The following is a 24839-nucleotide window of genomic DNA, read 5'->3' as shown; positions in this document are numbered from 1 at the left end:
GGACCACGGCGGCCGGCTCAAAGACGGCCGGCGAGGTGACGGGCGCCGGAGCCTGCCGTACGGGTGGGGCGGTCGGCTCGACCGGCCGGGCCGGCGCGGCGGCTTCCTCGACCGGCGCAGTCGGGGCCGGGGTGTCGCCGGTCGGGGTGGGGCCGGTGGTGAGGACGAGCTTGGACAGGCCGATGAAAGCGAGGGCCGGGACGGCGGACAGCAGCCACCCGGACAGGCTCGGCTTGGCCACGGCCAACTGCGCGGCGAGGGACAGGGCGACGGCGGCGGCGAGCAGGAACATCGGGTAGCCGATTGGCCCGCCCGTGCGGCGACGGCGGCGGATGGTCAGCAGCGCAGCGGTGGGGATCAGTTCGGAGATGACGGCGTTGGCCCAGCCGAACCATTCCCCGGTGCCGGGCGGGCTGTTGTCGAGGGTCCAGTCCTTGACGTGGGTGAATGACGCCGCGCCCGCGAAGCCGGCGACTAGCAGGAGGATGACGACGAGGACCAGGCCCTCAACACGTTCGGTACGGGTGGCGGTCGGGTGAGGCTTCATGCGGCACCTTCCAGGACTTCACCGTCGATCACGCGGAGCCGGCCGTAGGTCGCGGCCATGTCGCGGATCTCGTCATCACTGAGGTAGGAGAAGCGGACCCGCATCGGGGTCGGGTCACCGTCGATGACCACGAACCCGACGCCGGGCAGGGACTGTGGGATGCGGTCGCACAGCGCGCCCCGGTCCCGCATCCCGTCGCCAAGCACCAAGTCGACCTGCGCGGCCTCGGCTAGCCGGAGGCCGATGCGGGTGGGGAAGAGGTCGCGGAACGGGAGGACTTCCTTGCGGGGGTCCTGGATGGCGGCGACGACGTGCACGCCGACGGCGCGGCCCTGGGACAGCAGGATGGACAGCGCGGCCTTGATCCGGTCCTTGAGTTGGCGGTCGGTGAGGTAGGCGGTCAGGTTCGCCAGCTCATCGATGACCAGGACGATCAGCGGCTCATCCGGCGTCGGCGTGTGCTGCCGGGTCCGGCCGCGCAGCTTCCCTGCCCGGTCGCGGGCGACGGCGGCGGCTTCCTCGATCAGCTCTGCCATGGCCGCGTAGTCCTTGCAGGCGAACCGGGTGAACATCGGCGCGCCGATGTTCACCCGGCTCCATGCCGCCCTTGGGGTCCAGGCCCCAGATCTGCACCAGGCCGGAGGTGACCCCGGCGGCGAGGGAGCGGACCACGGACCAGATGACCGAACCCTTGCCCGCCCCGGTGGCGCCCACCACGAGCACCTGGGTGCCGAACAGGCGCAGCGGGTAGCCGTCGCCGTCTTCCTGCCGACCCACGTGCAGGGCCGTGAACTCGGGCACCGCCGGCACCGGCAACGGCCGAACCAGCTTGGCGAGGGGGTCACCGCGGAACAGGGCCAGCAGTACCAGATCCGCACGCGGACCCGGCGACGCCTTGACCTGACGGACGCCGAAGGTGTGGGCGAGGCGCTCGGAGACCTTGGCGAAGTCGTCGGGGATCTGGCCGGTGACCATCCGCACCGTCACGACGTCCACCCCAGCCCCACACCGAACCCGGCGCAGGATGGGCAGGACGGTGTGGCCGTCGAAGGACACGGCGAGCTTGGCGGTGACCATCGCGGCATGCCACTTGCGGCGGTAGACCATCCGCCGGTAGCAGGACAGGACCGGCCACCACCCGAACCGCAGGAACGACGCCCGGTGGCCGAAGTACCAGCCGGCCGACCCAGCGCTGACAGCGGCGACCAGGCCGACCGGACCCAGCCAGCCGAAGCGGAGGTACAGCCAGCCGAAGACGAGCGTCGGGGCGGTGACGTACCAGAAGCGCGCCAGGACGAAGGCCAGGCCGGCGAAGCCCTTCATGGTCCACCAGGTGAGGGCCAGCCACAGTGGGATGCGGATGAACGGGGTGCGGACGTTGATCGGGGCGGGGTCGATCCGGTCGCCCCGGATGATGTTGACCAGGGGCACGGCTCAGCCCTCCCCGATCGTCGCTGCGGCGGCAAACAGGTAGCCCTGCCCCGGAGAGCCAGGGTGACGGCGAACCACCCGCCGAACGACCGGGCGGGTCGGCACGAGCGCGGCCAGGTCGACCGGCCCCGTCTGCGGGGCGGGGACATGGCGGGTCATGGTCGGCAGCCACCGCCCCCGTCCGAGCACGGCGCGCAGGTCGGTGCGGTCGGAGACGTGCGGGGCGATCAGGTCCGGGTCCAGGTGGCGCAGCTTCACCACCGTCCGCGCGAGAGCAGCGGCGGCGGCGGCGATCTCGACCAGCGCCGCCACCCGGACGGCGTCGGCGGGAATGGTCGTGTAGACCTCGCGGGCGGCCCGGATACCGGGTCCGGCCAGGCGCATCACCGTGCGGCGGTGCGTGCGGCGGATCGGGCCGGGACGCGGGTTCCCGGCGATCCGGGCAGCGTTCGATACCGTGGGCATCAGCCCAACTCCTTCCAGGGAGAACGGCTATTGCGCGGGGCGGGGGGTCGTCCTTGGCGGGGTGAAGTCCCGCCCCGCGCGTCCAGATCTGGTCAGGCCGCCTGCTTCACGGCGGCGGCGGACATGGCACCGGCGCGGATCGACCACGCCTGACGCGCCCGGCACTTACCCGAGCCCTTGCACCGCTGCGAATCCACGTACGGCGTCAGCGTCACGGCGGAGAACTCCACCGCCGGCGGATAGCCCGGCACCGCCGACGCCGGCGGGACCGGCTGCTGCGGCGCGGCGATCTTCACCTTGACCTCCTTCGACCCGCCGAACTTCCCGGCCTCCGGGTCCAGGTCCAGAACCTTGACCACCCACAGCCGCTCGCCCGTGTCCTTGTCACGCGCCTGGTCATCGCCCTGACCGCGCTTGTCGAAGTCCGTCACCGGCTCCACACCCAGGCACAGCGCCCCGTGCGGGAAGACGTAATCGAACGGGACCGGAACCTTGATCGTGTTCGGGACTGCCATACCCGTGCCTCCTCGCTCTCACGGCCGGCGACCTGCCGCCCGTATGCCGTTATGCACATCTGCATAACGGCCAATGAGGACAGTATGCACGCGTGCATATCACAGGGCAAGCGCTTCTATCGATGCGAAGAGGACGGTCAGCGAGAGCGGCGCAGAGGCACGAAGGCCAGCGAGGCGACGGCCAGCAGGGCGGCGGCGATCACGAAGGGAGCGCCGAGCCCACCGGCGTCGGCAACCACGCCGCCTAGAACAGAGCCCACGGCGGCAGAGCCGATGCCGAAGAGGCGAGTCGAGGACACCACGCGGCCGAGCAGTTCGTCGGGGGTGTGCAGCTGGCGGGTAGAACCGCCGACGACGCTGCCAGTTGTCGACGCGATACCGACGAACACGAGGGCAGCAGCCGTGACCCACGGATTAGCAGCCAGGAGCACGCTGACCCATGCAGCGGCTTGTACTCCGAGTGTGACGGCGTAGGCGGACCGGGCCGACAGCTTGGAAGCGATGCGGGGAGCGAGCCAGCCGCCCGCGATTCCGCCGAGGGCGCCGCTCGCGATGAGCAGGCCGAAGCCGACCGTGCCGAGGTTGAGGACGTCCTGGGCGTAGAGGACCAACGTCGCGAAGGCGATGTTGTATCCGAGGTTGTAGGAAGCCATGCCGAGCGTCACGGTGCGCAGCTCGGGATGGCGCACGAGGTGAGCCATCCCGTCTCTGATGGCGCGGACCATCGGCCCGTGCTCGATGGGCGGCTTTGCCGGGGGTGCAGGTAGCCGGCTCACGAGGGCGGCCGAGAGCAGGAATGAGCCGGCGTCGAGGCCGAACGGCAGCACCGGAGCGGCGGCAAAGGCGGCAGCCCCGGCCGGTGGACCTGCCAATGAACGACCGAAGGTATCGATCGCCCACAGTCGGCCATTGGCGCGCGAGAGCCGTTCCTTGTCACGGCCCACGATCGTCGGGATCACGGCCTGGGCCGCCGGGTCGAAGAAGCAGGATCCGACGCCGACGAGGAAGACCGCCACGGAGAGGGCGGCGATCGTGGCGTTGTCGCTCACGACCAGGAGGACAAAGGCCAGAAGGACGGCGGCCCGGCCAAGGTCGGAGGCGACCATGACGGTGCGCCTGTTCCAGCGGTCGACCAGCGCACCAGCCGGCAGTCCGACGAGAAGCCAGGCGGCGTAGCCGGCCGCCGACACCGACGCCACCGCCAACGGGTCGCGGGACAGCGCCGCCGCCATCAACGGCGCAGCGGCCAACAGCATGCCGTCCCCGGTGACCGAGACACCCGTTGAACCCAGCAGCAGGCCAAGACCTCGCCCAGGCGACGTCTCCACCGGGCGCTCGGTCACCGCGGACATGCTTACCTCTCTCAGCGCATCAGCTCATCGAGCGTGAACTCACCGAGCTCAGCACCTTCCAGGAACGCGCTCCACTCCCGCTCGGTGAAGGTCAGCATCGGACCGGCGCCCGCCTGCTTGGTGTCCCGGACACCGATCACGCCGTCGACGTAGGCGACCTCGACACACCCGCCGCTGTCGCTGGCGGAACTCTTGCGCCACTTCGCCTTGCTGAAGTCAGGACTCATCACGGCCTCCGTCCATCGATCGAGGGTCTTCTAGATCCTCGATGTAACGGGTCAGTGACGCAAGGTGCTCTAGCGAGTCCTCAGGGGATAGGGCATCCGTGGCGAGGGCATCGAAGAGGCTTGAGTAGGTCTCTACGTCCCCAGGAGCCGAGAGGTACAGGTCTGCGGTCTGGGACTCCACGAACACGACGCGAGGGCTGGACTCAGCGCGGAAGTCGTACAACGTGAAGGGCACCACCGCGGATGCCGTCCGATCCACGCCGAGCGGGATGATGCGGATGCTCACCTTGGGCAGCTCAGCCCGAAGGCGCAGGTACTCGAGCTGTGAGAGGATCGCCTCCCGGCTGCCGGGCCAGGCAAGGAAGGCTCGGGCATCCAGAAGCGCAGCATAGGCGGGGCCATCATCTTCTCGCAGTAGCGCTTGTCTGGCCATGCGACGGGAAACGATTGCCTCTGGGTTGGGCCAACCACCGCTGCGCGTGTAGGCGAGCGCGTATTCCGGCGACTGCAGCTGGCCTGGCACCATCAAGGGGTAGTACTGCCGGATCGACCGCACGCGCGTCTCGACCGCCGCCACTTCCCCTTGACGGCGGGTTACGCCTCCGGCGCGAACCAGCCATGCGCCGCCGACGCCCTCATCCTCGGCAGAGACGGCGAGTAGCTCCGCGCGGACCTCCTCGGAAACACCGTAGTAATGAAGCAAGGTTGCCAGGTCACGAGTACTCACGGCGATGCGAGCGTTCTCGATCCGAGAGACCTTCGACTGTGACCAGCCGAGAGCTACCGCCACCTCTTCCCCCGGCACGCCCAGGTCCTCCCGCATCCGCCTCAGCTCTGCGGCAACGCGAGCCCTGTGGGCTGAGCCGACCATGCGGACCTCCATGCAGCAGTGCATACCGGGTTCAGTCTAAGCCGAGGTCCTTGCGGCACCGCAGTCCGCCACGGACCGGATCCGGGCACCCGAAACGGTGCAAGTCTTTCCTACCGTCGCGGCAATCAGTCGCAGCCGCCGCTGGCTAAGCCATTCGACAGCAGATCTTCGCAAAGTTCCTGAGGGTACCCAGCAGGCCCCAGTGTGTGCGAAACTACTCTGCCGGGGGCGCGCTCGGGGGGAGGGCAGACATGCCGCTTTGGCGACCGTCGGGATTTGATCTTACGCCAGCAACACTCCTTAAGGTCAGCGCATCAGACGTAGACAGTGATCGGATCTGCCCGCAACACGCGTATGTCAAGACACACGTCGACTCGCAGATCATCGGGGCGCACGGCTGGTCAAAGACCTACGACCCCGAGGACATACCGCTTAAGCAGTTCTTGGCTGCCCTCGACAGGTTCCACGCCGAACGGAGGAGTGGGGCTTCATTCGCCTCTGCGCAGTCCGCCGCAGCCGCAGCCATCCGGCCGCCCCATCCTGGGCTGCGCGCCTACCTGAGCAGAGCTCTTGATAACTACTTGGACTTCTTTGAGTCGAGGGAAGAGGCTCACGCCACCCCGCTCCACTACCTGGGACACAACCTCACCCGACGGACAACCCAGCGAGGTGCTCTCTTTTTCTGGGGGGCGCCAACCTACCGAAGTAGTGCAGGCGATGTCGAGGTGCACCGACTTCGAATTAAGAAGGCACGGCCCGACATCACTGGGTGGGCGCTTCTTGCCGCGTATGTCGTTTCCCAGCTCGGCGGTCGGCCAGCAAATTCGGTAACGGTGATGGATGTCAGTCTCTATCACTCCTCACTCATCCGACACAACGAAGCCATGCTTCTGGAGCGCGTGTCGCCTGCAGAGGCGGAGGACCTGTTTCAGGCGTCTGCCCGGCCTCGGGCGCTGGAACTCATTGAAGGCGGAGACCCGACACCCGGCCGGGACTGCGCGAGTTGCAAAGCCGCTGGCGTGTGTAATGCGTTGATCCCGATGGACGGCGTTCTGGGTCAGGTGGAGAAGGGGCCGTACACCAGATCAGTTTCAGCCACAGACCTTCGGATCTATGAAAGATGCCCGGCCCGCTGGTACATGCAGCAGAAGCTGCACCTACCGGCCGACGAGGAGGCCGAGTCTCACGGCGCCGATGCGGATCGCGGGAGGGCGGTTCACCTGTGGCTGAAGATCGCGCATTCGCGCGGCCTCCGATGTGGCGAGGCAGACTTGCCGGATGTAAGAGAACCCCACCACGTGGCGGCCAGCGAGCTGGACGACGACAGCTATAGAGCAGCATTGCCTTTCCTGCGTCAGCATCTGGAACACTGTCCTATGTCGCAAAGTGTTCGGATACTGTCGGCTGACGAACGTCACTACGGTTGGGACGTCACAGCAGACACCGTTGTCGTATCGAAGCCAGACTTGCTTTACATGCGGGACGGCAACTTGGTGGTGCGAGAGACGAAGACCACCAACCTCGGCTTGCCGGAGAACGAAGCGTCGGCTAGGGACAGTTTTGATGAGATCGTTTACTGGCTCCTCTCACTACTAGACCGAGGCTGGCGTCAGCGTTATGGCGTTGAGTCCGCGACAGTTGAGCTAGAAGTTCTCGGTCATTCCGGTTCTGCCCTGTATTCGTATTCGACAACTGACTCAACCCTAATGCTTATTGCCGATACCCGCGTCATGCATAGAGTTGCAGGCTGGCACTACGATACAGAATGGGCAACCAAGCCAAGCGAGCATTGTAGAACTTGCCCGATGGCGTTGTGGTGCCCTGATCGGGAGCGCTATCTCGACACGCCGCCGGACGGCTCGACGCACTTCGAAGAGATGGGGGCCGCGCTCTGATGCCCAGCAACCAGCGCCCGAGCCCGAGCATCTTCAAACACAAGCGCGTGAATTCAGTCCCCCCTGCATCTGGTGTTTCCCGCCAGCCAGTACACGCTTTTCGGGGAAACTCAGTACCGCGAGGCAACAGAAAACTCTCCGCCCTTGTCGACTCTGGCATCTTCTTCTCTCTGGGTTCAGCAGTGAACATAAATGCCGTAGCCCTTTTCCATAATCTCTATGGTAGTCGAGCTGCAACGACGGATGCGGTTCGAGACGAGGTGCGCACGATTGCACGGAAGGGAAAGCCGGATAACCCTGGCATTCAGCCGGCAGCTACCCTTGCTCGCAACTACTTCATAAACTCCGGGCGGGTAGCGATACACGTCGTTCAGGCTTCTCAGTCGTTCGCGGCAAGCCTTCAGCTAATTCTCGCCCAGCTCAGAAACTATGAGGCGGCGCGGTCGGCGCTTTCGGGACTCCGAGCAGCGAGTTCGCTGCAAAAGCACGCTGGCGAGGCCACGCTAATCGCGCTAGCGCTAACCCAAAGCAACGTGGTGATACTCACGAACGACAGCGGTGCCAGCTTCGTTGCCGGTGCGCAGCAACCTAGCATCCCGTCCTTGCATTTTGCTGATGTGCTGAAAGAGCTCGTTTGTGACAGCCGAGGTGGCGTTACTGCTACTGCCGCTGCTGCCGCCTTCGCCCTTGCTTGCGCCGTCTCCGATATCACGTCGAGCGCGAAACCCGCCGATGCTAAGGCGTTCTTGACGTGCGCATTTGATGATGTCGGCAAGACATGTGGCGCCTGCGACGTGAGCTAAATGCCGCTGTTCGCGTGCCAGCCCTGTGCACGCAGGTCCACTCTTACTGCCTCTTCAGGCTGCCCTAGCACTGAAGCGACGACTCCAACGGGAACTAGCTCCTGCTGATACAAGTTAAGGGCTGCTTCGAGAAGCCAGACTGATGCACTTGGCTCGCTCTGCTCATCGACCAGGTCCTGCCACACCTGGCCAAGTCCTGATGACTCCATCTGATCCGCAACGAGGCGCTGCCGAAGGTTGTCCGCAGCCTCAGCCGATATCAGCTGCCCACTTTGCAAAATGCGCAAGGCGGCTTGGCGGCTGATTCCAAAATGCAGCATGAACTCGCACAGCGCTCGGACGGAATCACCTCTGCTGGCTCGCAAATTCGATAGCCATACCCGCCGGGCCTCCGGGGCGGGTGCCAAAAAGTGGCGTGCGAAAAACTCCGCCCTCGACTCCTCGTCTTGGGTGCTGTCCTCAATGCCGTCGTCGTTTACAGATACGAGGCCCGAGTCGCGATACAACACATGGCACAGCTCATGCGCCAACGTATAACGCTGCCGAACCCAAAAGTCTTGAACGCGAATAATGATCGCGCAGTCCCAGTTGCCGAGCGATTCATCATGAACCGTGATTCCGTGAATTCCCTCGGGCAGGTCAGAACTCAGCTCCACAGGTATGCCTAGGGACTCCACAAGGGCAACCAAGTCCCCGACCGGCCCACTTCTTTGTACCAGGCCGAGTCGATCGAGCATCGCACGAACCTGTTGAGCGGTATTCCTACCCGCATGAGGGGCAAAGGCGTCTCGGGAGATAACAGCGCGGGCGGCGGCCAAGTGGGATGCCTTCGCTGCAGCATCAGCACCCAGCCATGAGCAGATCAGGCGCGAGGCTTCAATCAACTGAACCCCGCGACGCTGCGCTTGCCCCGTGATGGCGGAGGGGTTTGCAAGAGTGCCAGCACGTAAGGCGACGCCTGTGCTGCGAGCCGGATCGACGGTTCCTGCCAAGACCGAAATCGGAATCGAGGTGACAGCAGAAAGAATTAGGTAGCCATACGCAGACGGAGCGGCGGAGCCGCTTAGGGCGTCAGCTAGCCACTCTGGTTCGTCTCCTAGCTCAGCGGAAACACGAGCCCGCACCTCATCGGGTGTGTATCGCGCAGCGCCAAGTGCAGCGAGCAGTGAGTCGTACCATGCAGAACGGCTCACGGAACTCATGGCTGACACCTCCTTAGCTGTCGACCCAGCGTACGGGCTACACAGGATGGTCCGCAGACCGTCTTCGCGATCTGCTACATAGCGCCGCAAGGCAGGGCCGGCAGGTTGCGTGGTCTTGGCCAACCGGTCGTCCTAGCTACCGTCAAGGGTAGTACGTGTGTACGACAAAATCGATGGCTGGGCATGGGTCGGCGCGACACTGCCCATGTGCCGCCGTTGCCGAATTGGCCTCTTATCGATCAAGGCGGCCCGCAAGCGGGCCGCGCCGGCCCGGCCCCGGCCTGCTGGCGACCTCCGGCCGGCATCGGCCGGGCCGACCGGCCACGCTGAAGGACGACAAGACCCTGAAGACCTCGGGGCTCCGCCCCGAACCCCGGCCCTCCTCAGAGATCAGTCGGGAGCGGATCACCTCGGCGGGCACCACAAGGGCTACCAGCCTCTCCGGACGGGGCCAAGGTCGTTCGTCCGGTAGGGCGCTCCACCTTGTCCCCGTCCGGAGAGGCTGGACGGTCTACAACTGCCCGACGAGGAGATCCGCCAACAACCGGCCCATCAGGACTGCCTCGGGTTCCGCTTCAGGAAGCGGCGGATGCTGTTCCGGTCTTGCTGGGCTGCGAAACGCACCTGTTCGAAGACCTCCTCCTTAGTGAGACCGAGGAAGGCGGTACCGGAGTCGCGGCCGATCTCGGGCACCACTGGCTGCGGCACCGAGTCGGGGATGTGCTCCCACGCAACGACGAGGTGCGGCGGACTCGTGTCACGAACGAGCATGTCCAACTCGTCGTCAGTCATGTCGGCCATGGCTTCCAGGTCGCTCCGGTGCTGCCGATCAAGCTGGGTCGGATCGAACCAGGCAATCCAGAGGGGATACGCCTGCGGGGTGAAGGACACCTGCTCGTCCGCGCTGTTCACTATGCCTCCGTGATGGCCAGCCAACTAGCCCCGCCTCTCCGACGAGACTCCGACGAGCCTGCCAGACCCCGAGGACTTACAGCGACCCGCGAAGCGGCGTGAGTCCGCAGGAGGGTCTGCGACTGCCCGACGAGGAGATCCTCTCCGCCAGCCGCGGCTATCCCTCGTACAAGTACTGGCCGTGCAGCGCCCGGACGACCTTCTCAGCAAGCAGCGGAGGTACTGAGTTCCCGATCTGGGCCTGCACTGAGTTCCGGCTGCCGACGAATTCGAAGCTGTCCGGGAAGGTGAACAGCCGGCGCAGCTCTGGGACCCGAAGGCGACGGTTCTCCCAGTGGAACGGGCCGATATACGGTCCGGGCTGTGCCTGGATCGTGGGGGACGGTCGATCGGGGGAGAGCTTCAGCAGGAAGGACCAGTACTTGCTGCGCCACCTGAACAGGGGCGATGGATGCCCTCGGTTCTCCGTGTAGAAGAGGTAGTTGTCGCCAGGGGGAATGTCGGGGAGCAGGTGGCCGTACTTGCCGCCGACAATCTCGCTTGGCTCGGGTTCAGTGACCAGTCCGTCGAGCGCTTGACCGGCGGTCACGTACGGATGAGTGAGTCTCCCTGACTCCTTGCCCTCCCAGAGACCCCCGTGGCTTGGGTAGGGGTGTGCGGGCAGAGGCTCGCCCTTGGGAGCGCCCAGGATGAACAACCGGGGGCGAGACTGGGGGACCCCGTAGTCAGCGGAATGCAGAACCTGCCACACGCAGTCGTACCCGGCCTCGTCGATCTCCCTGAGCAATCTCTCAAAGGCCGGGCGGCTCGCCTTGTTGTTGTATGTGAGCGCGTACACGTTCTCGAGGACGAACCGGTGTGGACGCGCTTCGCGAAGGACTCGCGTGTACTCCTGTAGCAGGGAGGCTGTCGGGTCGAGCCCATCCCGCTTCCAGTCGAGCCAGAAGCCGGACTTGGAGAAGGGGGTACAGGGCGGGCCGCCGATCAGCAGGTCCGGGCGCTCGGTGGCGGCCAGGCCAGCTGCGGCGAGGATCTGCTCCGTCGGCACCATCAAGATGTCGTCGTTGATGACCGGCCCGCGTAGGTGGGAGAAGTTCTTCTCCATGGTCGCTACGGCGTCTCGGTCCCACTCCACGGCCGCCCGCACCTCGTAGCCGGCACGCTCAGTGCCCAGGTCGAGACCCCCCGCCCCTGAGAAGAGGGAGATCGCTATGCCCCTGGTCGCCACGTCCCGATCATGCCAGACGGAGCGGTGGGAGCAACCTACCGAGTTCGGTGCGCCACTGCGACTGTTAGAGGAGGCGCTGCTGCTGTGCCGCCTTGTACTGCTCAAGCTCCCTCATCTTCGCTGCCAGCGCCCGCTCGTACTGCTTCTGGACCTGAGGCGAAACCTTGAAGTGGTAGGCCCGCCAATACTTGTAGAAGGCTTCCGGGGTAGCGAAGGCTCCTTTGCCTTGGCGGAGATCCTCGATCTTCTCGACCGCGCCGATGTACTCCCGGGTGGTGGAAGATCGCTCCTTGCTGGCGATGCGCCACGGCTCCTGGACGATCAGCTCCAGGTCGTCAACGCGGTGCGTCGAGTCCGGGTTCAGGGTGTAGATCAGAATCAGGTCGAGGTGGCCCGCGTACTCGTTGAACGGTCGGAAGCAGCCTGGCCAGTGCAAGTCTGGATGCCGGAAGTAGGTGTTCCCGGTGTACAAGGTGATGCGGCTCTGAGTCTTCTCGTCCTCGTGGCCGCGCTCACGCGTCTTCTTAGCGTTCTCGCGCCGGGCCGCCTTCACGTCGATAGCGAACACACCGCCTCCGAAGGCGGGGCCCCCGATCTCAAGATCCGGGTAGCCTCGCTCAGAGCCCCGCTGGACCTCCGCTCCGTCGATGCCGTCAAGACGCGCGAGCAGGAAGTCAACCACTGAGACCTCTAGAACGTTGGCCAGCGCCGCGGACTCCTTCGGAAGAGGCAGCAGGTGTCCCCTTGCCCCAAGAGCAGCCTCTAGCTCTGCCGGCCCGGTCGCGAGTAGGGGCCACATGGCCGAGGTGCTGTCCCGCCTGAACACCCCTCCCAGGTCGTAGCGGTACTCAGCACACTGCGTACGTAGCCACTCGATCAAGCTGATTGCCCCCATAAGAGGAAAAGAGTGCCAGACGGCGCACCTATTGGGCAGCGTCGTGATCGACGTGGATCTCACCCGCTTGGGGGTTGCGCCACTGCTACCCGCAGACCTCTCCGTGCGATCCCCGTGCGACAAGGGTCGGCCATCGGCGGGATTCCGGGGTCAATGAGGGTCAGACCGGACAGCGGAGCTTCCGGGGCGAAAAGCAGAGCGCCGACCGGCGTTTCCGCTGATCGGCGCTCCTGTAGCCCGGCGAAAGGCTATGTGGCCAGGGGCGGGGTCGAACCGCCGACCTTCCGATTTTCAGTCGGACGCTCGTACCAACTGAGCTACCTGGCCGTGCTGCTCGGCTCATGCTACCCGGAGGGCGGGGTCTTCGCCGGGAGGGTTACACGCTCCGATACGCAGAACGCCGCGCATGATGAGCGCGGCGTCAGCGCTTGCGGTCCTGACGGGACTTGAACCCGCGACCTCCGCCTTGACAGGGCGGCGAGCACTCCGACTGCTCCACAGGACCTAGCTCTGTTGCATCCGACCGTAGTCGGACCGTGCCCCCAACGGGATTCGAACCCGTGCTACCGCCTTGAAAGGGCGGCGTCCTGGGCCGCTAGACGATGAGGGCGGCCCCGCCATCATTGCATACTCGCAACTTCAAGCGGACTTGCTCCCATCCGGCCCCGCCGGAGGCTTGGAAAGCATACGTGATGGTCGGCCGGCGATCCAAACCGGTATGGCGCGGGGCACAGCGGAGAGCAAAACCACAGCTCACAGCGGTGTCACCGGAGCCGGGAGATGCCGTACCGGCGCTTCAGCTCGGGGATCAGCCGCTGGCAGGCGGCAAGGGTGGCCCGCCGATCGCCGCCCCCGTCGTGCATCAGCACGGTCGCTCCGGGCCGGACCGCCGACTCCACCCGCTGGATGATCGTCTTCGCCGGAGGGTGGTCCCAGTCCTGCGGGTCGACGCTCCAATGCAGGGAGCGCATGCCGAGCTGGCGGGCCACCGCCACGACCTCCGGCGTCCACCGCCCGCCGGGCTGGCGGTAGTAGGGGATCCGGGCGTTGGGGACCGCCGCGTGGATCGCCCTGTCGGTGCGGACCAGGTCGGCCCGGATCTCCGCCACCGGCCGCCGGCCGAGGTCCATGTCGTGCCGCCAGCTGTGGTTGCAGAGCTGGTGACCCTCCCTGACGATCCGGACCACCAGCGCCGGGTAGCGCCGGGCCTGCCGGCCGACCAGGCAGAACGTCGCGGTGACCCGGGCCGCCCGGAGCTGGTCGAGGATCCGGGGCGTCCACCGCGGGTCCGGCCCGTCGTCGAAGGTCAGCGCCACCGCACGCTCGCCGGTGGTGCGGCGCAGGCCGGCCGGGAGCGTGGTGGGCAGCGGTCGCAGCCGCGGCTTGGGCGGAGCGCTCCCGGTCGGCCGTGGCGAGGCGGTTGGTTTCGGCACCGGCGGCGCCGAGGCCGCCGGGGGCGGGCCACCAGCCTGGGACAAGTTGCGGGCGTGGTCACCGCAACCGGCGAGGAGGAGGACCAGGCCGAGACCGAACGCCAGCACGGCGGGTGGACGCATCGTCGCTCCCGAAGGGGGGGTCGGGGTACGCGGACCCACCGACGGTAGTGGACGTGCGGCTGAATCGGGAGGGCCGGTCAGCCCGTCGTCGACTGGTCCAGCGAGTCGCGTACGGCCAACGCCAGCGAGACCGCCTCGGTCAGGTCGACCGGGCGGACCACGCCGGCGGGCAGCGTGTCGGCGCGCCAGCCGGGACCGGCGGCGAGCACCAGCAGCGGTCGCCGGGGCGCGCCGAGCAGGGCGGAGAGCTGCCCCGGGTCGGCGGTGGCCCGGGTGTGCGACCAGACCACGACGGCGGCCGGTCCGGTCCGGTTCACCGCATCCAGGAGCGCCTCGACGGGTACCCGGGCGCCGAGCATTAGGTAGCTCATCCGGACCTCGGCCAGGGCGGCCGACAGCGCCTCCAGCGGCATGCTGTGCTGCTCCTCGTCGGCGCAGGAGAGCAGGATCCGGGGTGACCCGGTGACCGGGTGGGAATGGGCGACCGTGGCGAACGCATCGGAGACGCACCGGGACACCAGGTGTTCCACCTCGATCAGCGCGCCGGTGGCGGCGTGCCGCTCCCCGATCCCGGCGAGCACCGGGCGGAGCAGTCCGTCCCAGGTGGCGATCACCCCGTCGGCGGCGAGGGCGTGCGTGATGGTCTCGCCGATGGCCACCGAGTCCAACCGCATGGCGGCCCGGGCCAGTCCGCGCGCGACGGGCCCGGCCCGGCCGACGGGGATGGTCAGCCCGCCGCCGTCTCGGGCGGTGCCGGGGCGGGGGCCGACGACGTCGGGGCTGATGTCCGCCGGTGCCTGCCGGGCCCAGCGGGCCGCGTCGGCCGGGGTCACCCCCTCGGCGGTGAGCCGCCGCATGATCTCCAGGCGCGCGAGGTCGGCCGGCGTGTACCGCCGGTGCTGCCCCGGTACGTGCTCGCTGGGACCGAGGCCGTAGCGCTGGTGCCAGGTGCGGAGCGTGGTGACCGCGACCCCCAGTCGGCGCGCGACGGCCCCCGCGCTCAGTGCCTCATCGGCCACCCGACCGCTCCGACGCTTCATCCGCCGGAATGCCGGACGGGATCGCGGCCGCGCCGGGGGTGCCCGACGTGGGACGCAGCAGCCGGTTCACCACCCCGCCCAGCCAGGGTGCGTACGCCCGCGGATCGACGTCGAGGTCGGCCTCCAACTGGGTCGGGTCGACCCAGCGCAGCTCGGCCACCTCGTCCGGATCCGGGACGGTACGCAGGTCGGCGGGGACGTCGGCGCGCAGGACGTGGTCGTACTCGAACTCGACGCGGCCGGTGGCCGGGTCCTCGGCGTAGTAGACGTACACGCCGACCTCGGTGAGGGCGACCGGCGCGGTGCCCAGCTCCTCGGTCAGACGGCGGTTGGCGGCCTCCACCAGCGATTCGCCGGGGGCCGGGTGGCCGCAGCAGGAGTTGGCCCAGCGCAGCGGAAACCGGGTCTTCGCGGCGGCCCGCCGCTGGAGCAGCACCCGGCCCGCCGGGTCGATGAGCAGTACGGAGAAGGCGCGGTGCAGCCGACCGGGTGGCTGGTGCGCGGAAGCCACGGTGGCCTCGCCGAGGGCGTGGCCGCTGTCGTCGACCAGCTCGACCAGGTGCGCTTCCCGGGCCGTCACTGCTTCGCTCCGGTGATGCGACCGGCGGCGAGCTTGCCGGAGATGAGGACCATCGGCACGCCCACTCCGGGCTGGGTGCCGGAGCCGACGAAGACCACGTTGGACAGCGTGCGGTGCAGGTTGGACGGCCGGAACGGGCCGGTCTGGAAGAGGCTGTGCGCGGAGGCGAACGGCGTACCGGCCGCCATCCCCTGCTCCGCCCACTCGGCCGGGGTCACCGTGCGCAGCACCTCCACGCCGTCGCCGAAGCCGACGTAGCCCCGTTCCTCGAGGGTCTCGATGAGCTGGTCGGCGTACCGGCGGGTGAGGTCGCCGCGCCAGTCGAACGGGGCCCGGTCGAGGTTCGGCACCGGGGCGAGGACGTAGTAGGTGTGCCGTCCCGCCGGGGCGACCGCCGGGTCGGTCCGGCTCGGGTTCGTGACCAGCAGCGACGGGTCGGTCATCAGCTCGCCGCGCCGGATCACCTCGTCGAACGTGCCCTTCCACTGTCGTCCGAAGTGGATGTTGTGGTGGGCGATCTTGTCATAGCCCTGCCGGGAACCGACGTGCAGCACCACGCAGGAGGGCGAGTAGGTGAGCTTCCGTTGGTGAGCCGGCGGCAGCAGGTCGCGGTAGGCGACCGGCAGGTCCGGGTTCAGCACCACCACGTCGGCCGGGACGAGTTCGCCGTCGGCGGTGACCACGCCGGTGGCGCGGCCGTTGGCGGTCTCCACCCGGGTCACCGTGGTGCCGTACCGGATCTGCACGCCGTGCTTCTCGGCGGCGCCGGCCATCGCCCGGGAGACCGCGTGGAGGCCGCCGCGCGGGAAGGAGACGCCGGCCACCGAGTCGAGGTACGCGATGACCGCGTAGATGGCCAGCGCGTCGTGCGGCGCGAGGCCGGCGTACATCGCCTGGAAGGAGAAGATCCGCTGGGTACGCGGGTCGCGGAAGAACTGGTTGATCTTCGTCTGGAGCCGCCGGAACGCTCCGCCCCTGACCAGCTTCAGCAGGTTGCCGGTGAGCAGGTCGGTCGGCGCGTCGAGGTTGCGCTCGATGAAGTCGGCCCGTTCCAGCTTCCAGAGCCGGCGGGCGTAGTCGACGAAGCGCAGGTAGCCGTCGGCCTCGCGGGGCCCGCACACCCGGGAGATCTCGGCCGCCATCCGGGTGGTGTCGGTGATGACGTCCAGCGTCGAGCCGTCCGGGTAGTAGGCGCGGTACGCCGGGTCGAGCGGGGTGAGGTCCAGCCAGTCGCGCAGCTCCTCGCCGACCGCACCGAGCGCCTCGGCGATCAGGTCGGGCATGGTGAGCACGGTCGGGCCGGTGTCGAACTCGTACCCGTCGACGCTGAGCCGGCCGGCGCGCCCGCCGGGCACCGGTTCGCGTTCCAGGACGGTCACCTGCCGGTCGCTGCCGGCCAGGTGCAGCGCGCAGGCCAGCCCGCCGAGGCCGGCGCCGACGACCACCACCCGGTCGGTACGTCCGTTCACGGTCCGCACGTGACCACCTCCCTCACAAAGTTGCCCATCATGCCCGCCGGCTGGTGGCGGCGGTGGCGAGACCCGTCAGCGCGGTGCGCGCGGTCTCGTCGATCGACGCGGTGTCGAGCGCGTTCAGCGCCTCGGCCACCTGGTCGGAGATCATCCGTTCGACCCGGGCCACGGCGCCGGTGTCGGCGACCAACTCGGCGAGCCGGCCCACCTCCCGCGCCCCGGTGACCGTGCCGGCCCGCTCCAGGGCCCGGCGCTGGCTCGGGGTGGCGAGCTGCCGGGCCAGCATCAGCAGCGTGGTCGGCTTGCCGGTGCGCAGGTCGTCGCCGGCGGGCTTGCCGGTGGTCGCCGGGTCGCCGTAGACGCCGAGCAGGTCGTCGCAGAGCTGGAACGCCTCGCCGACGGCCAGGCCGTACCGGGTGTACGCGGCGATCAGCGGCGCGTCGGCGGCGACGCCGGCCAGACAGGCACCGAAGAGCAGTGGCCGCTGGACGGTGTAGCTGGCGGTCTTGTAGCGGGCCACCCGCAATGCCCGGTCCACCGACCAGTTCGCCGCGTCGTGCTCGCCGAGCACGTCCAGGTACTGCCCGGCGACCGTCTCGATGCGCATCTGGTCGTAGCAGCGCCGGACGGCGAGCAGTCGGGACGGCGGCACGGTGGCGTGCGCCAGCAGCCGGTCGGCCCAGACCATGCAGAGGTCGCCGATGAGCACGGCGACGGTCTCGCCGAACCGGTCCGGGTCGCCGGTGTATCCTGCCGCCCGGTGCCGGGCCGCGGCGGCCCGGTGCGCGGTCGGCAGTCCGCGGCGGGTGTCGGAGGCGTCCATCACGTCGTCGTGCACCAGCGCGAACGTGTGCAGCAGTTCCAGGGCGGCGAGCGCCGGCAGCACAGTGGCCAGCGGCTCGCCGCCGCCGACCACCCCGCGCCATCCCCAGTACGCGAAGGTGGGCCGGACCCGTTTGCCGCCGGCCAGCACGCAGTCGCGGGCCGTGGCGGCGAACCCGCCCATTGCCGCGTCGGTCTCGGTGAGCGAGTCCACCTCGGCGGCCAGGAACGCCACCAGGGTGTCGTCCACCCCCTTGACCAGGTCCTCGGTGAACGCGGCCAGTACGCCGCGGACCGGATCGTCCGCCGCTGCCGGCTGTGCCGGGGCGCTGCGGAGCGTGTTACCCGCAGCTGCGTCGTTGGCCATGTCGGCGAGCGTACCCTAGGGTTACGAGTTGCGTCGATCGCTGCGTCGAATCGTTGGAGGAGGGCCGGTGGACACCGATCTCACCGCTGCCTATGAGCGCTGCCAGGAGCTGCACAAACGGCACGGGCGTACCTACTATCTCGCTACTCGTCTGCTGCCCGCGTGGCAACGACGACACGTTCACGCCCTCTACGGATTCACCCGCTACGCGGACGAGATCGTCGACCGGACCGAGGAGCTGCCGCCCGCGGAGCGGGCCGCCCGGCTGGACGAATGGTCGGCCCGGTTCCTCGCCGGGCTGCACGGTGCGCCGATCGACGACCCGTTGCTCCCCGCCGTCCTGCACACCATCGCGATCTTCGACCTGGACCGCAGCGACTTCGCGTCGTTCCTGCGCAGCATGGCGATGGACGTGACAGTCATGTCGTACCCGACCTACGACGACCTGCTCGACTACATGGAGGGCTCGGCCGCGGTCATCGGCACCATGATGCTGCCGATCCTGGGCAGCTCGGACGCGGCGGCCGCCCGGGAACCGGCCCGGCAGCTCGGCTTCGCGTTCCAGCTCACCAACTTCATCCGGGACGTCGCCGAGGACCTGGACCGCGGCCGCACGTACCTGCCGGACGAGGACCTGGCGAAGTTCGACCTCACCCGGGGGGACCTGCTGGCGGCGAAGGCGAACGGCCGCGCCACGCCGCGGGTCCGGGAGCTGATCGAGTACGAGGTGACCCGCGCTCAGGCCCATTACGCCGCCGCCGCACCGGGAATCCCCCTGCTCGCGCCCGCCTCGCAGGCGTGCATGCGGACGGCGTACGCGCTCTACGGCGGGATCCTCGACGAGGTGGCCGCTCAGGACTACGACGTCTTCGTGCGGCGGGCCGTCGTACCGCAGCGGCGGCGGATGGCGGTGGCCGCGCGGGCGCTGCTCACCCCGGCCGGTACGCCGGTCGTCGTGCCGGGGCCGGCGGTGCATCCCGTCCCCGTGCCGGTGTCGTGACGGGCCGGGTCGCGATCGTCCTCCTCACCCGCGACCTGCGGGTGCACGACCACCCGGCGCTCGCCACCGCCTGCGCGGCGTTCGACCCGGTGGTACCGCTGTACGTGCTCGATCCGACCCTGGCGGAGTTGTCGCCGAACCGGACGCGGTTCCTGCACCAGAGCCTCGCCGACCTGCGCGAGGCGTTGCGGGCCCGCGGCGGCGACCTGGTGGTCCGGCAGGGCGATCCGGTGGCCGAGACGATCCGGCTGGCCGGCGAGGTGGGTGCCGAGGGTGTCGGGCTCTCCGCCGACGTGAGCCGGTACGCGCAGCGGCGGTTGCGCGCGGAGTGCGAACGGCACCGGCTCTCCCTGCGGCTCTTCCCGGTCTCACCGTCGTCGAGCCGGGGGCGCTGCGCCCGGCCGACGGGGGAATCACCGGACGCCGCGCCCGGCGGGGAGCGCGTCGCCCGGCGCCGGCTGAGCGAATGGCTGCCCACCCTGGACCGGTACGACGACAGCCACGACGACAGCCACGACGACATGGCCGGCGACCGGACCTCGCGGCTCAGCCCGTACCTGCGGTTCGGCTGCCTGTCACCGCTAACGGTGGCGAACCGGGCCGGCGACCGGGCCGGCCTCGGTCGAGGGCAGGGCGGTGCACCAGCCGTGTCGCCTGCCGGGTGCCGTGCGGCGCGGACTCGACTACCGGGCCCCGTTGGAGGTCCCCGGCGCCGACCCGGTCTGGCTCCGCTGACGCCTTCGCGGCCGCAGCGGGGCGGCACCGGGGCCGCACCGGGGACCTCCAAACGGGGCCGCACCGGAGCGACGCGACCGGCCGGGACCCTCCCGCCGAGCCCGCCGAGCCCCGCGGCCCGGGTGTGACCGCGCCGATTCGTCGGGCCGGGCACGCACCGTCATCGCCCGCGGACCTACACCTGGTGTCGTTGGCTCCTTTGCTCTGCTTAAGCGGACGCAACAGCCACCCACAGTGAAGGGGTGGCGTTGGCGAAAGGTCCCGGTGGCGGGACAAAGCCCTGGCCGGGGCCGGTGTTGCGTGGGCTGCAGCAGAGCAAAGTGAGGAAGGGGCGTCCGGTGCTTGCAGGGTGCGGTTGCACTGCGTGATGGTCCTCAACCGTCACCGTCCGTGACCTGACTCTCGCATCGCCGGGGCTGCCGGGCTCACAGGCAGGAGTGCAGCGCCTCGACCAGCTCGTCCACCCGGTCGTGCTCGGCGAGGCGGGCGGTCGCGTAGGCGAAGGTGTAGCCCCGCTCCGGGTCGGCCCAGGCGCTGCTGCCACCGATCCCGCCCATGCCCCAGCTGCCGTCCGGCTCCCACTGCATGCCCAACGTCCAGTACGCCCGCCGGTCGAGGACCAGGTCCGGGCCGTCGTACTGGACCCGGGTCGCCTCGGCGACCAGGTCGGCGCTGAACAGGCGTACCCCGTCGAGGGTGCCGTCGGCCAGCAGGCCGGCGTAGAGGCGGGCCAGCCCGGACGCGGTGGCGTGCAGGTTCACCGCCGGCACCTCCGCGCCCCGCCAGAGCGGGCTGTTCAGCACCGCCAGGCCCAGGCCACCGGCCGGATTGCCCAGCGCCCGGGCGCGCAGCGAGCCCGGCTCACCGAGCATCCGGGTCGGCCAGTTCTGATCGCCGTACGACAGGTCGGCGCAGCGGCGCTGGTCCGCCTCGCCGAGCCCGAAGCCCAGGTCGAGCCGCCACGGTCCGGCGATCTCCTCGGCCAGGAACCGCCCCACCGACCGGCCGTCGACCCGGCGGACCAGCTCGCCGACCAGATGCCCGTACGTCCAGGCGTGTTCACCCGCGACGGAGCCCGGCTCCCACTCCGGGTCGGCCGCGGCCAGGTCGGCGCAGAGCAGCTCCCAGTCGGCGATCGCCTCGGCCGGCCGTGGCACCGGAAACGCCGGCAGCCCGGCGGTGTGGCTGAGCACCTGCCGGACGGTTGCCGGGGTGCGGAACCCCGGCCAGTGCGCGGCCACCGCGTCGTCCAGGCCGACCCGCCCCCGGTCGACCAGCATCAGCAGGCAGAGCGCGGCCACCGGCTTGCCGACCGAGTAGACGTTGACCAGGGTGTCCGGCCGCCACCCCGGGCCGCCGATCAGATCGACCACCGGCTCGCCGTCGTACCAGATGCTCAGGCCGGCGCCGGTCTCCCGGCCGACGGCGAAGAGGTCGTGGAAGCAGTCCCGGACCGGGGCGAAGCGCGCCTGCATCCGGCCACCGTAGGCCGTCGGAATCATTACCGGCGCGGGAATTCCCGCCCGACGCGGTGGCCCACCGCCCCGTGGTGGGGAATGCTGGCGGAATGGCGGAGCCGGAGCTGGTGGACGTTGTCGTGGTCGGGCTCGGGGTCGGCGGCGAGGAGGTGGCCGGGCGGCTCGCCGAGGCCGGCCTCACCGTCGTCGGGATCGAGCGGGACCTGGTCGGCGGGGAGTGCCCGTACTGGGGCTGCGTGCCGAGCAAGATGATGATCCGGGCGGCGAACGCGATCGCCGAGGCCCGCCGGGTCAACGAGCTGGCCGGCGCGGCCCAGGTGCAGCCGGACTGGGCCCCGGTGGCGAAGCGGATCCGGGAGGAGGCCACCGACACGTGGGACGACACGGTGGCGGTGGAACGCTTCACCGGCAAGGGCGGCCGGTTCGTCCGGGGCAGCGGTCGGCTCGACGGCCCCGGCCGGGTACGCGTCGGCGACCAGGTGTTCCAGGCGCGTTACGGGATCGTGCTCGGCAGCGGCACCCGTCCCTCGGCTCCGCCGATCGACGGGCTGGCCGACTCCCCGTACTGGACGAACCACCAGGCGATCGAGGTCGAGGAGTTGCCCGGGTCGCTGCTGGTGCTCGGCGGCGGGGCGATCGGGCTGGAGCTGGCGCAGGTCTTCGCCCGGTTCGGCGTCCAGGTCACCGTGGTCGAGGCCGCGGACCGGGTGCTCGCCATCGAGGAACCGGAGGCGTCCGAGGTGGCCGCGGCCGCGCTGCGCGCCGACGGGGTGACCATCGCGACCGGGGTGAGGGCCAACCGGGTCAGCCACGACGGGCGCAGCTTCACCGTGCACGCCGACGGCACCGAGTTCACTGGCGACCGGCTGCTGGTGGTGACGGGGCGGAAGGCGCACCTGGACGAGCTGGGCCTGGACACCGTCGGCGTCGACGCGTCCCAGCGCTACCTGCCGGTGGACGAGCGGATGCACGTCCGGGACGGCATCTGGGCCGTCGGCGACCTGACCGGCGAGGGCGCGTTCACCCACATCGCGATGTACCAGGCAGGGATCGTCGTCGCCGACGTGCTCGACCACATGCGCCGGACGAAGGGTGGCCCGGACGCGAGCGGCACCGCCAGCGTCCTCGGCGGTGCGGCCGGTGTGGTCAGCGCCGTCGGCGGCTCGATGAGCGCCGGCGGGTCGACCGGCGTGCCGGGCAGCGTTCCCCGCGCCGACTACCGGGCGCTGCCCCGGGTCACCTTCACCGATCCGGAGGTCGGCGCGGTCGGCCTCACCGAGCAGCAGGCCCGCGAGCGCGGCATCAACGTCCAGGTCGGCTACACCGACCTGACCTCGTCCGCCCGCGGGTGGATCCACAAGGCCGGGAACGCGGGCTTCATCAAGCTCATCGCCGACGCCGACCAGGGCGTGCTGATCGGCGCCACCTCGGTCGGCCCGGCCGGCGGCGAGGTGCTGTCCGCGCTGGTGGTGGCGGTGCACGCGGCGGTCCCGCTCAGCCAGCTCCGGCACATGATCTACGCGTACCCGACCTTCCACCGGGCCATCGAGGACGCGCTGCGGGCGTTGAAGTAGGGCTCAGTCGGGCTGCTCGCCGTGGCGGCCCGCCCCGGCGGTGAACCGGGCCGCCCCTCGAATCGCGTCCGTCACCAGTGACTCCATGCCGAACGCCAGCTCGGTGGCCATCGCCTCCGGCTCCGGAAGGCCGGCGTTCGCCAGCAGCGCGGCGCGGTCGTTGCGCAGGCAGGTCTGCGGGTGGCGGGCGATCTCGGCGGCCAGCCGCTCGGCCTCTGCCCTGGCCGTACCCGGGGCGACCAGCCGGTTGACCAGGCCCATCGCGTACGCCTCGTCGGCGGGGACCGGCCGGCCGGTGAGGATCAGGTCCATCGCCCGGCTCTCCCCGATCAGCCGGGGCAGCCGTACCGTGCCGCCGTCGATCAGCGGGACGCCCCAGCGCCGGCAGAAGACCCCGAGCACCGCGTCGGACTCGGCGATTCGCAGGTCGCACCAGAGCGCCAGCTCTAGGCCGCCGGCCACGGCGTACCCGGAGACGGCGGCGAGCACCGGCTTGGACAGGCGCATCCGGGTCGGGCCCATCGGGCCGTCGCCCTCCGGCTCGACCCGGTTGCCGCTCGGCGTACCGATGGCTTTGAGGTCCGCGCCCGCGCAGAACGTCCCGCCGGCGCCCCAGAGCACCGCGACGGCCGCGTCGGAGTCGTCCTCGAAGGCGCGGAACGCGTCCGCGAGCGCCCGGGCGGTCGGCCCGTCGACCGCGTTGCGGGCCTCCGGTCGGTCCAGGATCACCGTGGTCACCGGCCCGGCCTGCTCCACGCGTACGCCCATCGGGACAGCATGCCCTCCGGCACCGCCGGCACGCCAGGACCCGTCGCGGTACGGCCGGCGGGTGCACCGTTCGGGTGATCCGGACGTCCGGCGGCGGAATTGTCGTCGCCGCCCCGTTTGCGACCGCTCCTGCCGGGAAGTCGGACCGGGTGCGAGCACTCTTGACGAAACTCGAACAGGCCTCGGCGCTGGACCGGGTGGGTGACCGGTTGCAGCGGATCGTCCAGGCCACCCTGCGTCCGCAGCGGGTCCGCGACCTGCTGCACGGTGTCTGGCTGGGGCACCCGCTGCACCCGGCCATGGTGCAGGTGCCGGTCGGCGCCTGGATCTCCGCCGCCGTGGTGGACCTGCTTCCCGGCCAGCGCCGGGCGGCCACCACGCTGATCGGCGTCGGTACCTTCAGCGCCCTCCCGGCGGCCGTCGCCGGCCTGAACGACTGGGCCGCCCTCTCCCGCGACCAGCGCCGGATCGGCCTGGTCCACGCCGCCTCCAACGTGGTCGGCCTGGCCCTCTACAGCGGTTCGTTGGCCGCCCGGATGAACGGGCGGCACGGGCTGGGCCGGGCGCTGGGCTTCCTCGGGCTGTCCGCGGCGAGCACCGGGGCGTACCTGGGTGGGCACCTCGCGTACAAGCAGGGGGCGCAGGTCACCCAGAGCGTCTCCGAGCTGCACCTGATCAGCGACGGCTGGCACCCGCTGGGGGACTTCGCCGCGCTGCCGCAGCGGCAGTTGGTGACCCGCGAGGTGGACGACGTCTCGGTGATCCTCTACCGGCACGGCGACGACGTGACCGTGATGCTGGAACGCTGCCCGCACCAGAGCGGTCCGCTGGGCCAGGGCGAGGTGCAGCAGATCGACGGCCACGACTGCGTGGTGTGCCCGTGGCACGGCAGCACGTTCCGGTTGAACGGCGGCGAGGTCGTGCACGGCCCGTCCGGCAATGACCAGCAGGTGCTGCCCAGCCGGGTGGTCAACGGCGTCCTCGAGGCCCGCCTGCCCTGACATCTCGCCAGGTACGGGCGGCCGGCCTGCGCGGGCCGCCCGTACCTGCTGTGCGGCCTGGCCCGGCTGACGCCCGCCTGCCGGCCGGGCGCAGCGTCAGCGG

The 24839-nt window shown here is 69.6% G+C and carries 25 protein-coding genes and 3 tRNA genes; 6 read left to right on the top strand and 22 right to left on the bottom strand.

What is annotated here, in order from left to right; translation table 11 throughout:
* From DKL51_RS08495 to DKL51_RS08465, 8 genes are all read right to left on the bottom strand, one after another.
* The coding region (locus tag DKL51_RS08495; RefSeq protein WP_124811921.1) for a DUF2637 domain-containing protein at positions 1-547 on the bottom strand (547 nt) is incomplete at its 3' end.
* The gene (locus tag DKL51_RS36205; RefSeq protein ID WP_260428425.1) at positions 544-1083 is read right to left on the bottom strand and encodes a hypothetical protein; all 540 of its coding nucleotides are present in this window, start codon (positions 1081-1083) and stop codon (positions 544-546) included. The genes DKL51_RS08495 and DKL51_RS36205, both read right to left, overlap by 4 nt.
* Positions 989-1978 carry a hypothetical protein gene (locus DKL51_RS08490; RefSeq protein ID WP_260428424.1) on the bottom strand — a complete coding sequence of 330 codons (990 nt, stop codon included), beginning with the start codon at positions 1976-1978 and terminating at the stop codon, positions 989-991. The genes DKL51_RS36205 and DKL51_RS08490 overlap by 95 nt, the downstream gene beginning before the upstream one ends.
* A 3-nt stretch (positions 1979-1981) precedes the next feature.
* Positions 1982-2443, bottom strand: coding sequence for a hypothetical protein (locus DKL51_RS08485; RefSeq protein WP_124811920.1), 462 nt, complete (start codon positions 2441-2443; stop codon positions 1982-1984).
* A gap of 92 nt (positions 2444-2535) precedes the next feature.
* The gene (locus tag DKL51_RS08480) at positions 2536-2958 is read right to left on the bottom strand and encodes a hypothetical protein (protein WP_124811919.1); all 423 of its coding nucleotides are present in this window, start codon (positions 2956-2958) and stop codon (positions 2536-2538) included.
* Positions 2959-3095: 137 nt separating this feature from the next.
* Positions 3096-4310 (bottom strand): MFS transporter, encoded by a 1215-nt coding sequence (locus DKL51_RS08475; RefSeq protein WP_124811918.1) that lies wholly within the window; start codon positions 4308-4310, stop codon positions 3096-3098.
* Positions 4311-4321: 11 nt separating this feature from the next.
* On the bottom strand, positions 4322-4537 hold the full coding sequence (locus DKL51_RS08470) for a DUF397 domain-containing protein (RefSeq protein WP_124811917.1): 216 nt from the start codon (positions 4535-4537) through the stop codon (positions 4322-4324).
* Positions 4527-5408 carry a helix-turn-helix domain-containing protein gene (locus DKL51_RS08465; RefSeq protein WP_260428423.1) on the bottom strand — a complete coding sequence of 294 codons (882 nt, stop codon included), beginning with the start codon at positions 5406-5408 and terminating at the stop codon, positions 4527-4529. The genes DKL51_RS08470 and DKL51_RS08465 overlap by 11 nt, the downstream gene beginning before the upstream one ends.
* 206 nt (positions 5409-5614) lie before the next feature.
* Here DKL51_RS08465 and DKL51_RS08460 point away from each other — a divergent pair, with 206 nt between their 5' ends.
* Positions 5615-7303 carry a PD-(D/E)XK nuclease family protein gene (locus tag DKL51_RS08460; protein ID WP_124811915.1) on the top strand — a complete coding sequence of 563 codons (1689 nt, stop codon included), beginning with the start codon at positions 5615-5617 and terminating at the stop codon, positions 7301-7303.
* Positions 7304-7563: 260 nt separating this feature from the next.
* Positions 7564-8106 carry a hypothetical protein gene (locus DKL51_RS08455; protein ID WP_124811914.1) on the top strand — a complete coding sequence of 181 codons (543 nt, stop codon included), beginning with the start codon at positions 7564-7566 and terminating at the stop codon, positions 8104-8106.
* On the opposite strand, the gene DKL51_RS08450 is transcribed toward DKL51_RS08455, so the two are convergent.
* The 12 genes from DKL51_RS08450 to DKL51_RS08395 form a co-directional block, all read right to left on the bottom strand.
* A complete protein-coding gene (locus tag DKL51_RS08450) occupies positions 8103-9308 on the bottom strand; it encodes an ImmA/IrrE family metallo-endopeptidase (protein WP_124811913.1) in 1206 nt (401 codons plus the stop codon). The genes DKL51_RS08455 and DKL51_RS08450 overlap by 4 nt on opposite strands.
* A 552-nt stretch (positions 9309-9860) precedes the next feature.
* The gene (locus DKL51_RS08445; protein WP_124811912.1) at positions 9861-10220 is read right to left on the bottom strand and encodes a hypothetical protein; all 360 of its coding nucleotides are present in this window, start codon (positions 10218-10220) and stop codon (positions 9861-9863) included.
* A gap of 157 nt (positions 10221-10377) precedes the next feature.
* Positions 10378-11448, bottom strand: a complete 1071-nt coding sequence (locus DKL51_RS08440) for a DNA cytosine methyltransferase (RefSeq protein WP_124811911.1) — start codon at positions 11446-11448, stop codon at positions 10378-10380.
* A 64-nt stretch (positions 11449-11512) separates the two neighbouring features.
* Positions 11513-12406 carry a type II restriction endonuclease gene (locus DKL51_RS08435; RefSeq protein WP_221623148.1) on the bottom strand — a complete coding sequence of 298 codons (894 nt, stop codon included), beginning with the start codon at positions 12404-12406 and terminating at the stop codon, positions 11513-11515.
* 190 nt (positions 12407-12596) lie between these two features.
* Positions 12597-12670: transfer RNA gene (locus DKL51_RS08430), tRNA-Phe, on the bottom strand.
* 104 nt (positions 12671-12774) lie between these two features.
* A tRNA-Asp gene (locus DKL51_RS08425) sits at positions 12775-12848 on the bottom strand.
* Positions 12849-12880: 32 nt separating this feature from the next.
* Positions 12881-12953 (bottom strand) — tRNA-Glu (locus DKL51_RS08420).
* 154 nt (positions 12954-13107) lie between these two features.
* Positions 13108-13899: a polysaccharide deacetylase family protein gene (locus DKL51_RS08415; protein WP_124811910.1), complete on the bottom strand. Its 792-nt coding sequence runs from the start codon at positions 13897-13899 to the stop codon at positions 13108-13110.
* 77 nt (positions 13900-13976) lie between these two features.
* Positions 13977-14918, bottom strand: coding sequence for a MerR family transcriptional regulator (locus tag DKL51_RS08410; protein ID WP_109946179.1), 942 nt, complete (start codon positions 14916-14918; stop codon positions 13977-13979).
* Positions 14908-15519 (bottom strand): isopentenyl-diphosphate Delta-isomerase, encoded by a 612-nt coding sequence (idi, locus tag DKL51_RS08405; RefSeq protein WP_109946180.1) that lies wholly within the window; start codon positions 15517-15519, stop codon positions 14908-14910. Before idi ends, DKL51_RS08410 begins: the two co-directional genes overlap by 11 nt.
* Positions 15516-16997, bottom strand: coding sequence for a phytoene desaturase family protein (gene crtI, locus DKL51_RS08400; RefSeq protein ID WP_109946181.1), 1482 nt, complete (start codon positions 16995-16997; stop codon positions 15516-15518). The genes idi and crtI overlap by 4 nt, the downstream gene beginning before the upstream one ends.
* A 28-nt stretch (positions 16998-17025) precedes the next feature.
* Entirely contained in the window at positions 17026-18180 is a 1155-nt protein-coding gene (locus DKL51_RS08395; RefSeq protein WP_109946182.1) for a polyprenyl synthetase family protein, read from the bottom strand.
* Between the two features lie 67 nt (positions 18181-18247).
* Here DKL51_RS08395 and DKL51_RS08390 point away from each other — a divergent pair, with 67 nt between their 5' ends.
* Both DKL51_RS08390 and DKL51_RS08385 read left to right on the top strand, forming a co-directional pair.
* Positions 18248-19180 (top strand): phytoene/squalene synthase family protein, encoded by a 933-nt coding sequence (locus DKL51_RS08390; protein WP_109946183.1) that lies wholly within the window; start codon positions 18248-18250, stop codon positions 19178-19180.
* The gene (locus DKL51_RS08385; RefSeq protein WP_243422546.1) at positions 19177-20043 is read left to right on the top strand and encodes a deoxyribodipyrimidine photo-lyase; all 867 of its coding nucleotides are present in this window, start codon (positions 19177-19179) and stop codon (positions 20041-20043) included. Before DKL51_RS08390 ends, DKL51_RS08385 begins: the two co-directional genes overlap by 4 nt.
* Before the next feature lie 297 nt (positions 20044-20340).
* Here DKL51_RS08385 and DKL51_RS08380 read toward each other — a convergent pair whose 3' ends face one another.
* The gene (locus DKL51_RS08380) at positions 20341-21390 is read right to left on the bottom strand and encodes a serine hydrolase domain-containing protein (protein ID WP_109946184.1); all 1050 of its coding nucleotides are present in this window, start codon (positions 21388-21390) and stop codon (positions 20341-20343) included.
* Between the two features lie 92 nt (positions 21391-21482).
* Here DKL51_RS08380 and DKL51_RS08375 point away from each other — a divergent pair, with 92 nt between their 5' ends.
* Entirely contained in the window at positions 21483-22967 is a 1485-nt protein-coding gene (locus tag DKL51_RS08375) for a dihydrolipoyl dehydrogenase family protein (RefSeq protein ID WP_109946185.1), read from the top strand.
* 3 nt (positions 22968-22970) lie between these two features.
* Here DKL51_RS08375 and DKL51_RS08370 read toward each other — a convergent pair whose 3' ends face one another.
* The gene (locus DKL51_RS08370) at positions 22971-23735 is read right to left on the bottom strand and encodes a crotonase/enoyl-CoA hydratase family protein (protein WP_109946186.1); all 765 of its coding nucleotides are present in this window, start codon (positions 23733-23735) and stop codon (positions 22971-22973) included.
* Positions 23736-23884: 149 nt separating this feature from the next.
* Between DKL51_RS08370 and DKL51_RS08365 the strand changes: the two genes are divergently transcribed.
* Positions 23885-24736, top strand: coding sequence for a Rieske (2Fe-2S) protein (locus DKL51_RS08365; protein WP_109946196.1), 852 nt, complete (start codon positions 23885-23887; stop codon positions 24734-24736).
* Positions 24737-24839: the final 103 nt, after the last annotated feature.

The organism is Micromonospora globispora, assembly GCF_003857015.1.
In the GTDB taxonomy this organism is placed as follows: Bacteria; Actinomycetota; Actinomycetes; order Mycobacteriales; family Micromonosporaceae; genus Micromonospora; species Micromonospora globispora.
This window is presented reverse-complemented; position numbering and strand designations above follow the sequence as displayed.

Excerpts from the sequence above, each read along its gene's own strand:
- DKL51_RS36205 (WP_260428425.1), bottom strand. The coding sequence starts at position 1,083 with ATGGCAGAGCTGATCGAGGAAGCCGCCGCCGTCGCCCGCGACCGGGCA.
- DKL51_RS08485 (WP_124811920.1), bottom strand. The coding sequence starts at position 2,443 with ATGCCCACGGTATCGAACGCTGCCCGGATCGCCGGGAACCCGCGTCCC.
- DKL51_RS08480 (WP_124811919.1), bottom strand. The coding sequence starts at position 2,958 with ATGGCAGTCCCGAACACGATCAAGGTTCCGGTCCCGTTCGATTACGTC.
- DKL51_RS08475 (WP_124811918.1), bottom strand. The coding sequence starts at position 4,310 with ATGTCCGCGGTGACCGAGCGCCCGGTGGAGACGTCGCCTGGGCGAGGT.
- DKL51_RS08470 (WP_124811917.1), bottom strand. The coding sequence starts at position 4,537 with ATGAGTCCTGACTTCAGCAAGGCGAAGTGGCGCAAGAGTTCCGCCAGC.
- DKL51_RS08465 (WP_260428423.1), bottom strand. The coding sequence starts at position 5,408 with ATGGTCGGCTCAGCCCACAGGGCTCGCGTTGCCGCAGAGCTGAGGCGG.
- DKL51_RS08450 (WP_124811913.1), bottom strand. The coding sequence starts at position 9,308 with ATGAGTTCCGTGAGCCGTTCTGCATGGTACGACTCACTGCTCGCTGCA.
- DKL51_RS08415 (WP_124811910.1), bottom strand. The coding sequence starts at position 13,899 with ATGCGTCCACCCGCCGTGCTGGCGTTCGGTCTCGGCCTGGTCCTCCTC.
- DKL51_RS08395 (WP_109946182.1), bottom strand. The coding sequence starts at position 18,180 with ATGGCCAACGACGCAGCTGCGGGTAACACGCTCCGCAGCGCCCCGGCA.
- DKL51_RS08380 (WP_109946184.1), bottom strand. The coding sequence starts at position 21,390 with ATGCAGGCGCGCTTCGCCCCGGTCCGGGACTGCTTCCACGACCTCTTC.
- DKL51_RS08375 (WP_109946185.1), top strand. The coding sequence starts at position 21,483 with ATGGCGGAGCCGGAGCTGGTGGACGTTGTCGTGGTCGGGCTCGGGGTC.
- DKL51_RS08370 (WP_109946186.1), bottom strand. The coding sequence starts at position 23,735 with ATGGGCGTACGCGTGGAGCAGGCCGGGCCGGTGACCACGGTGATCCTG.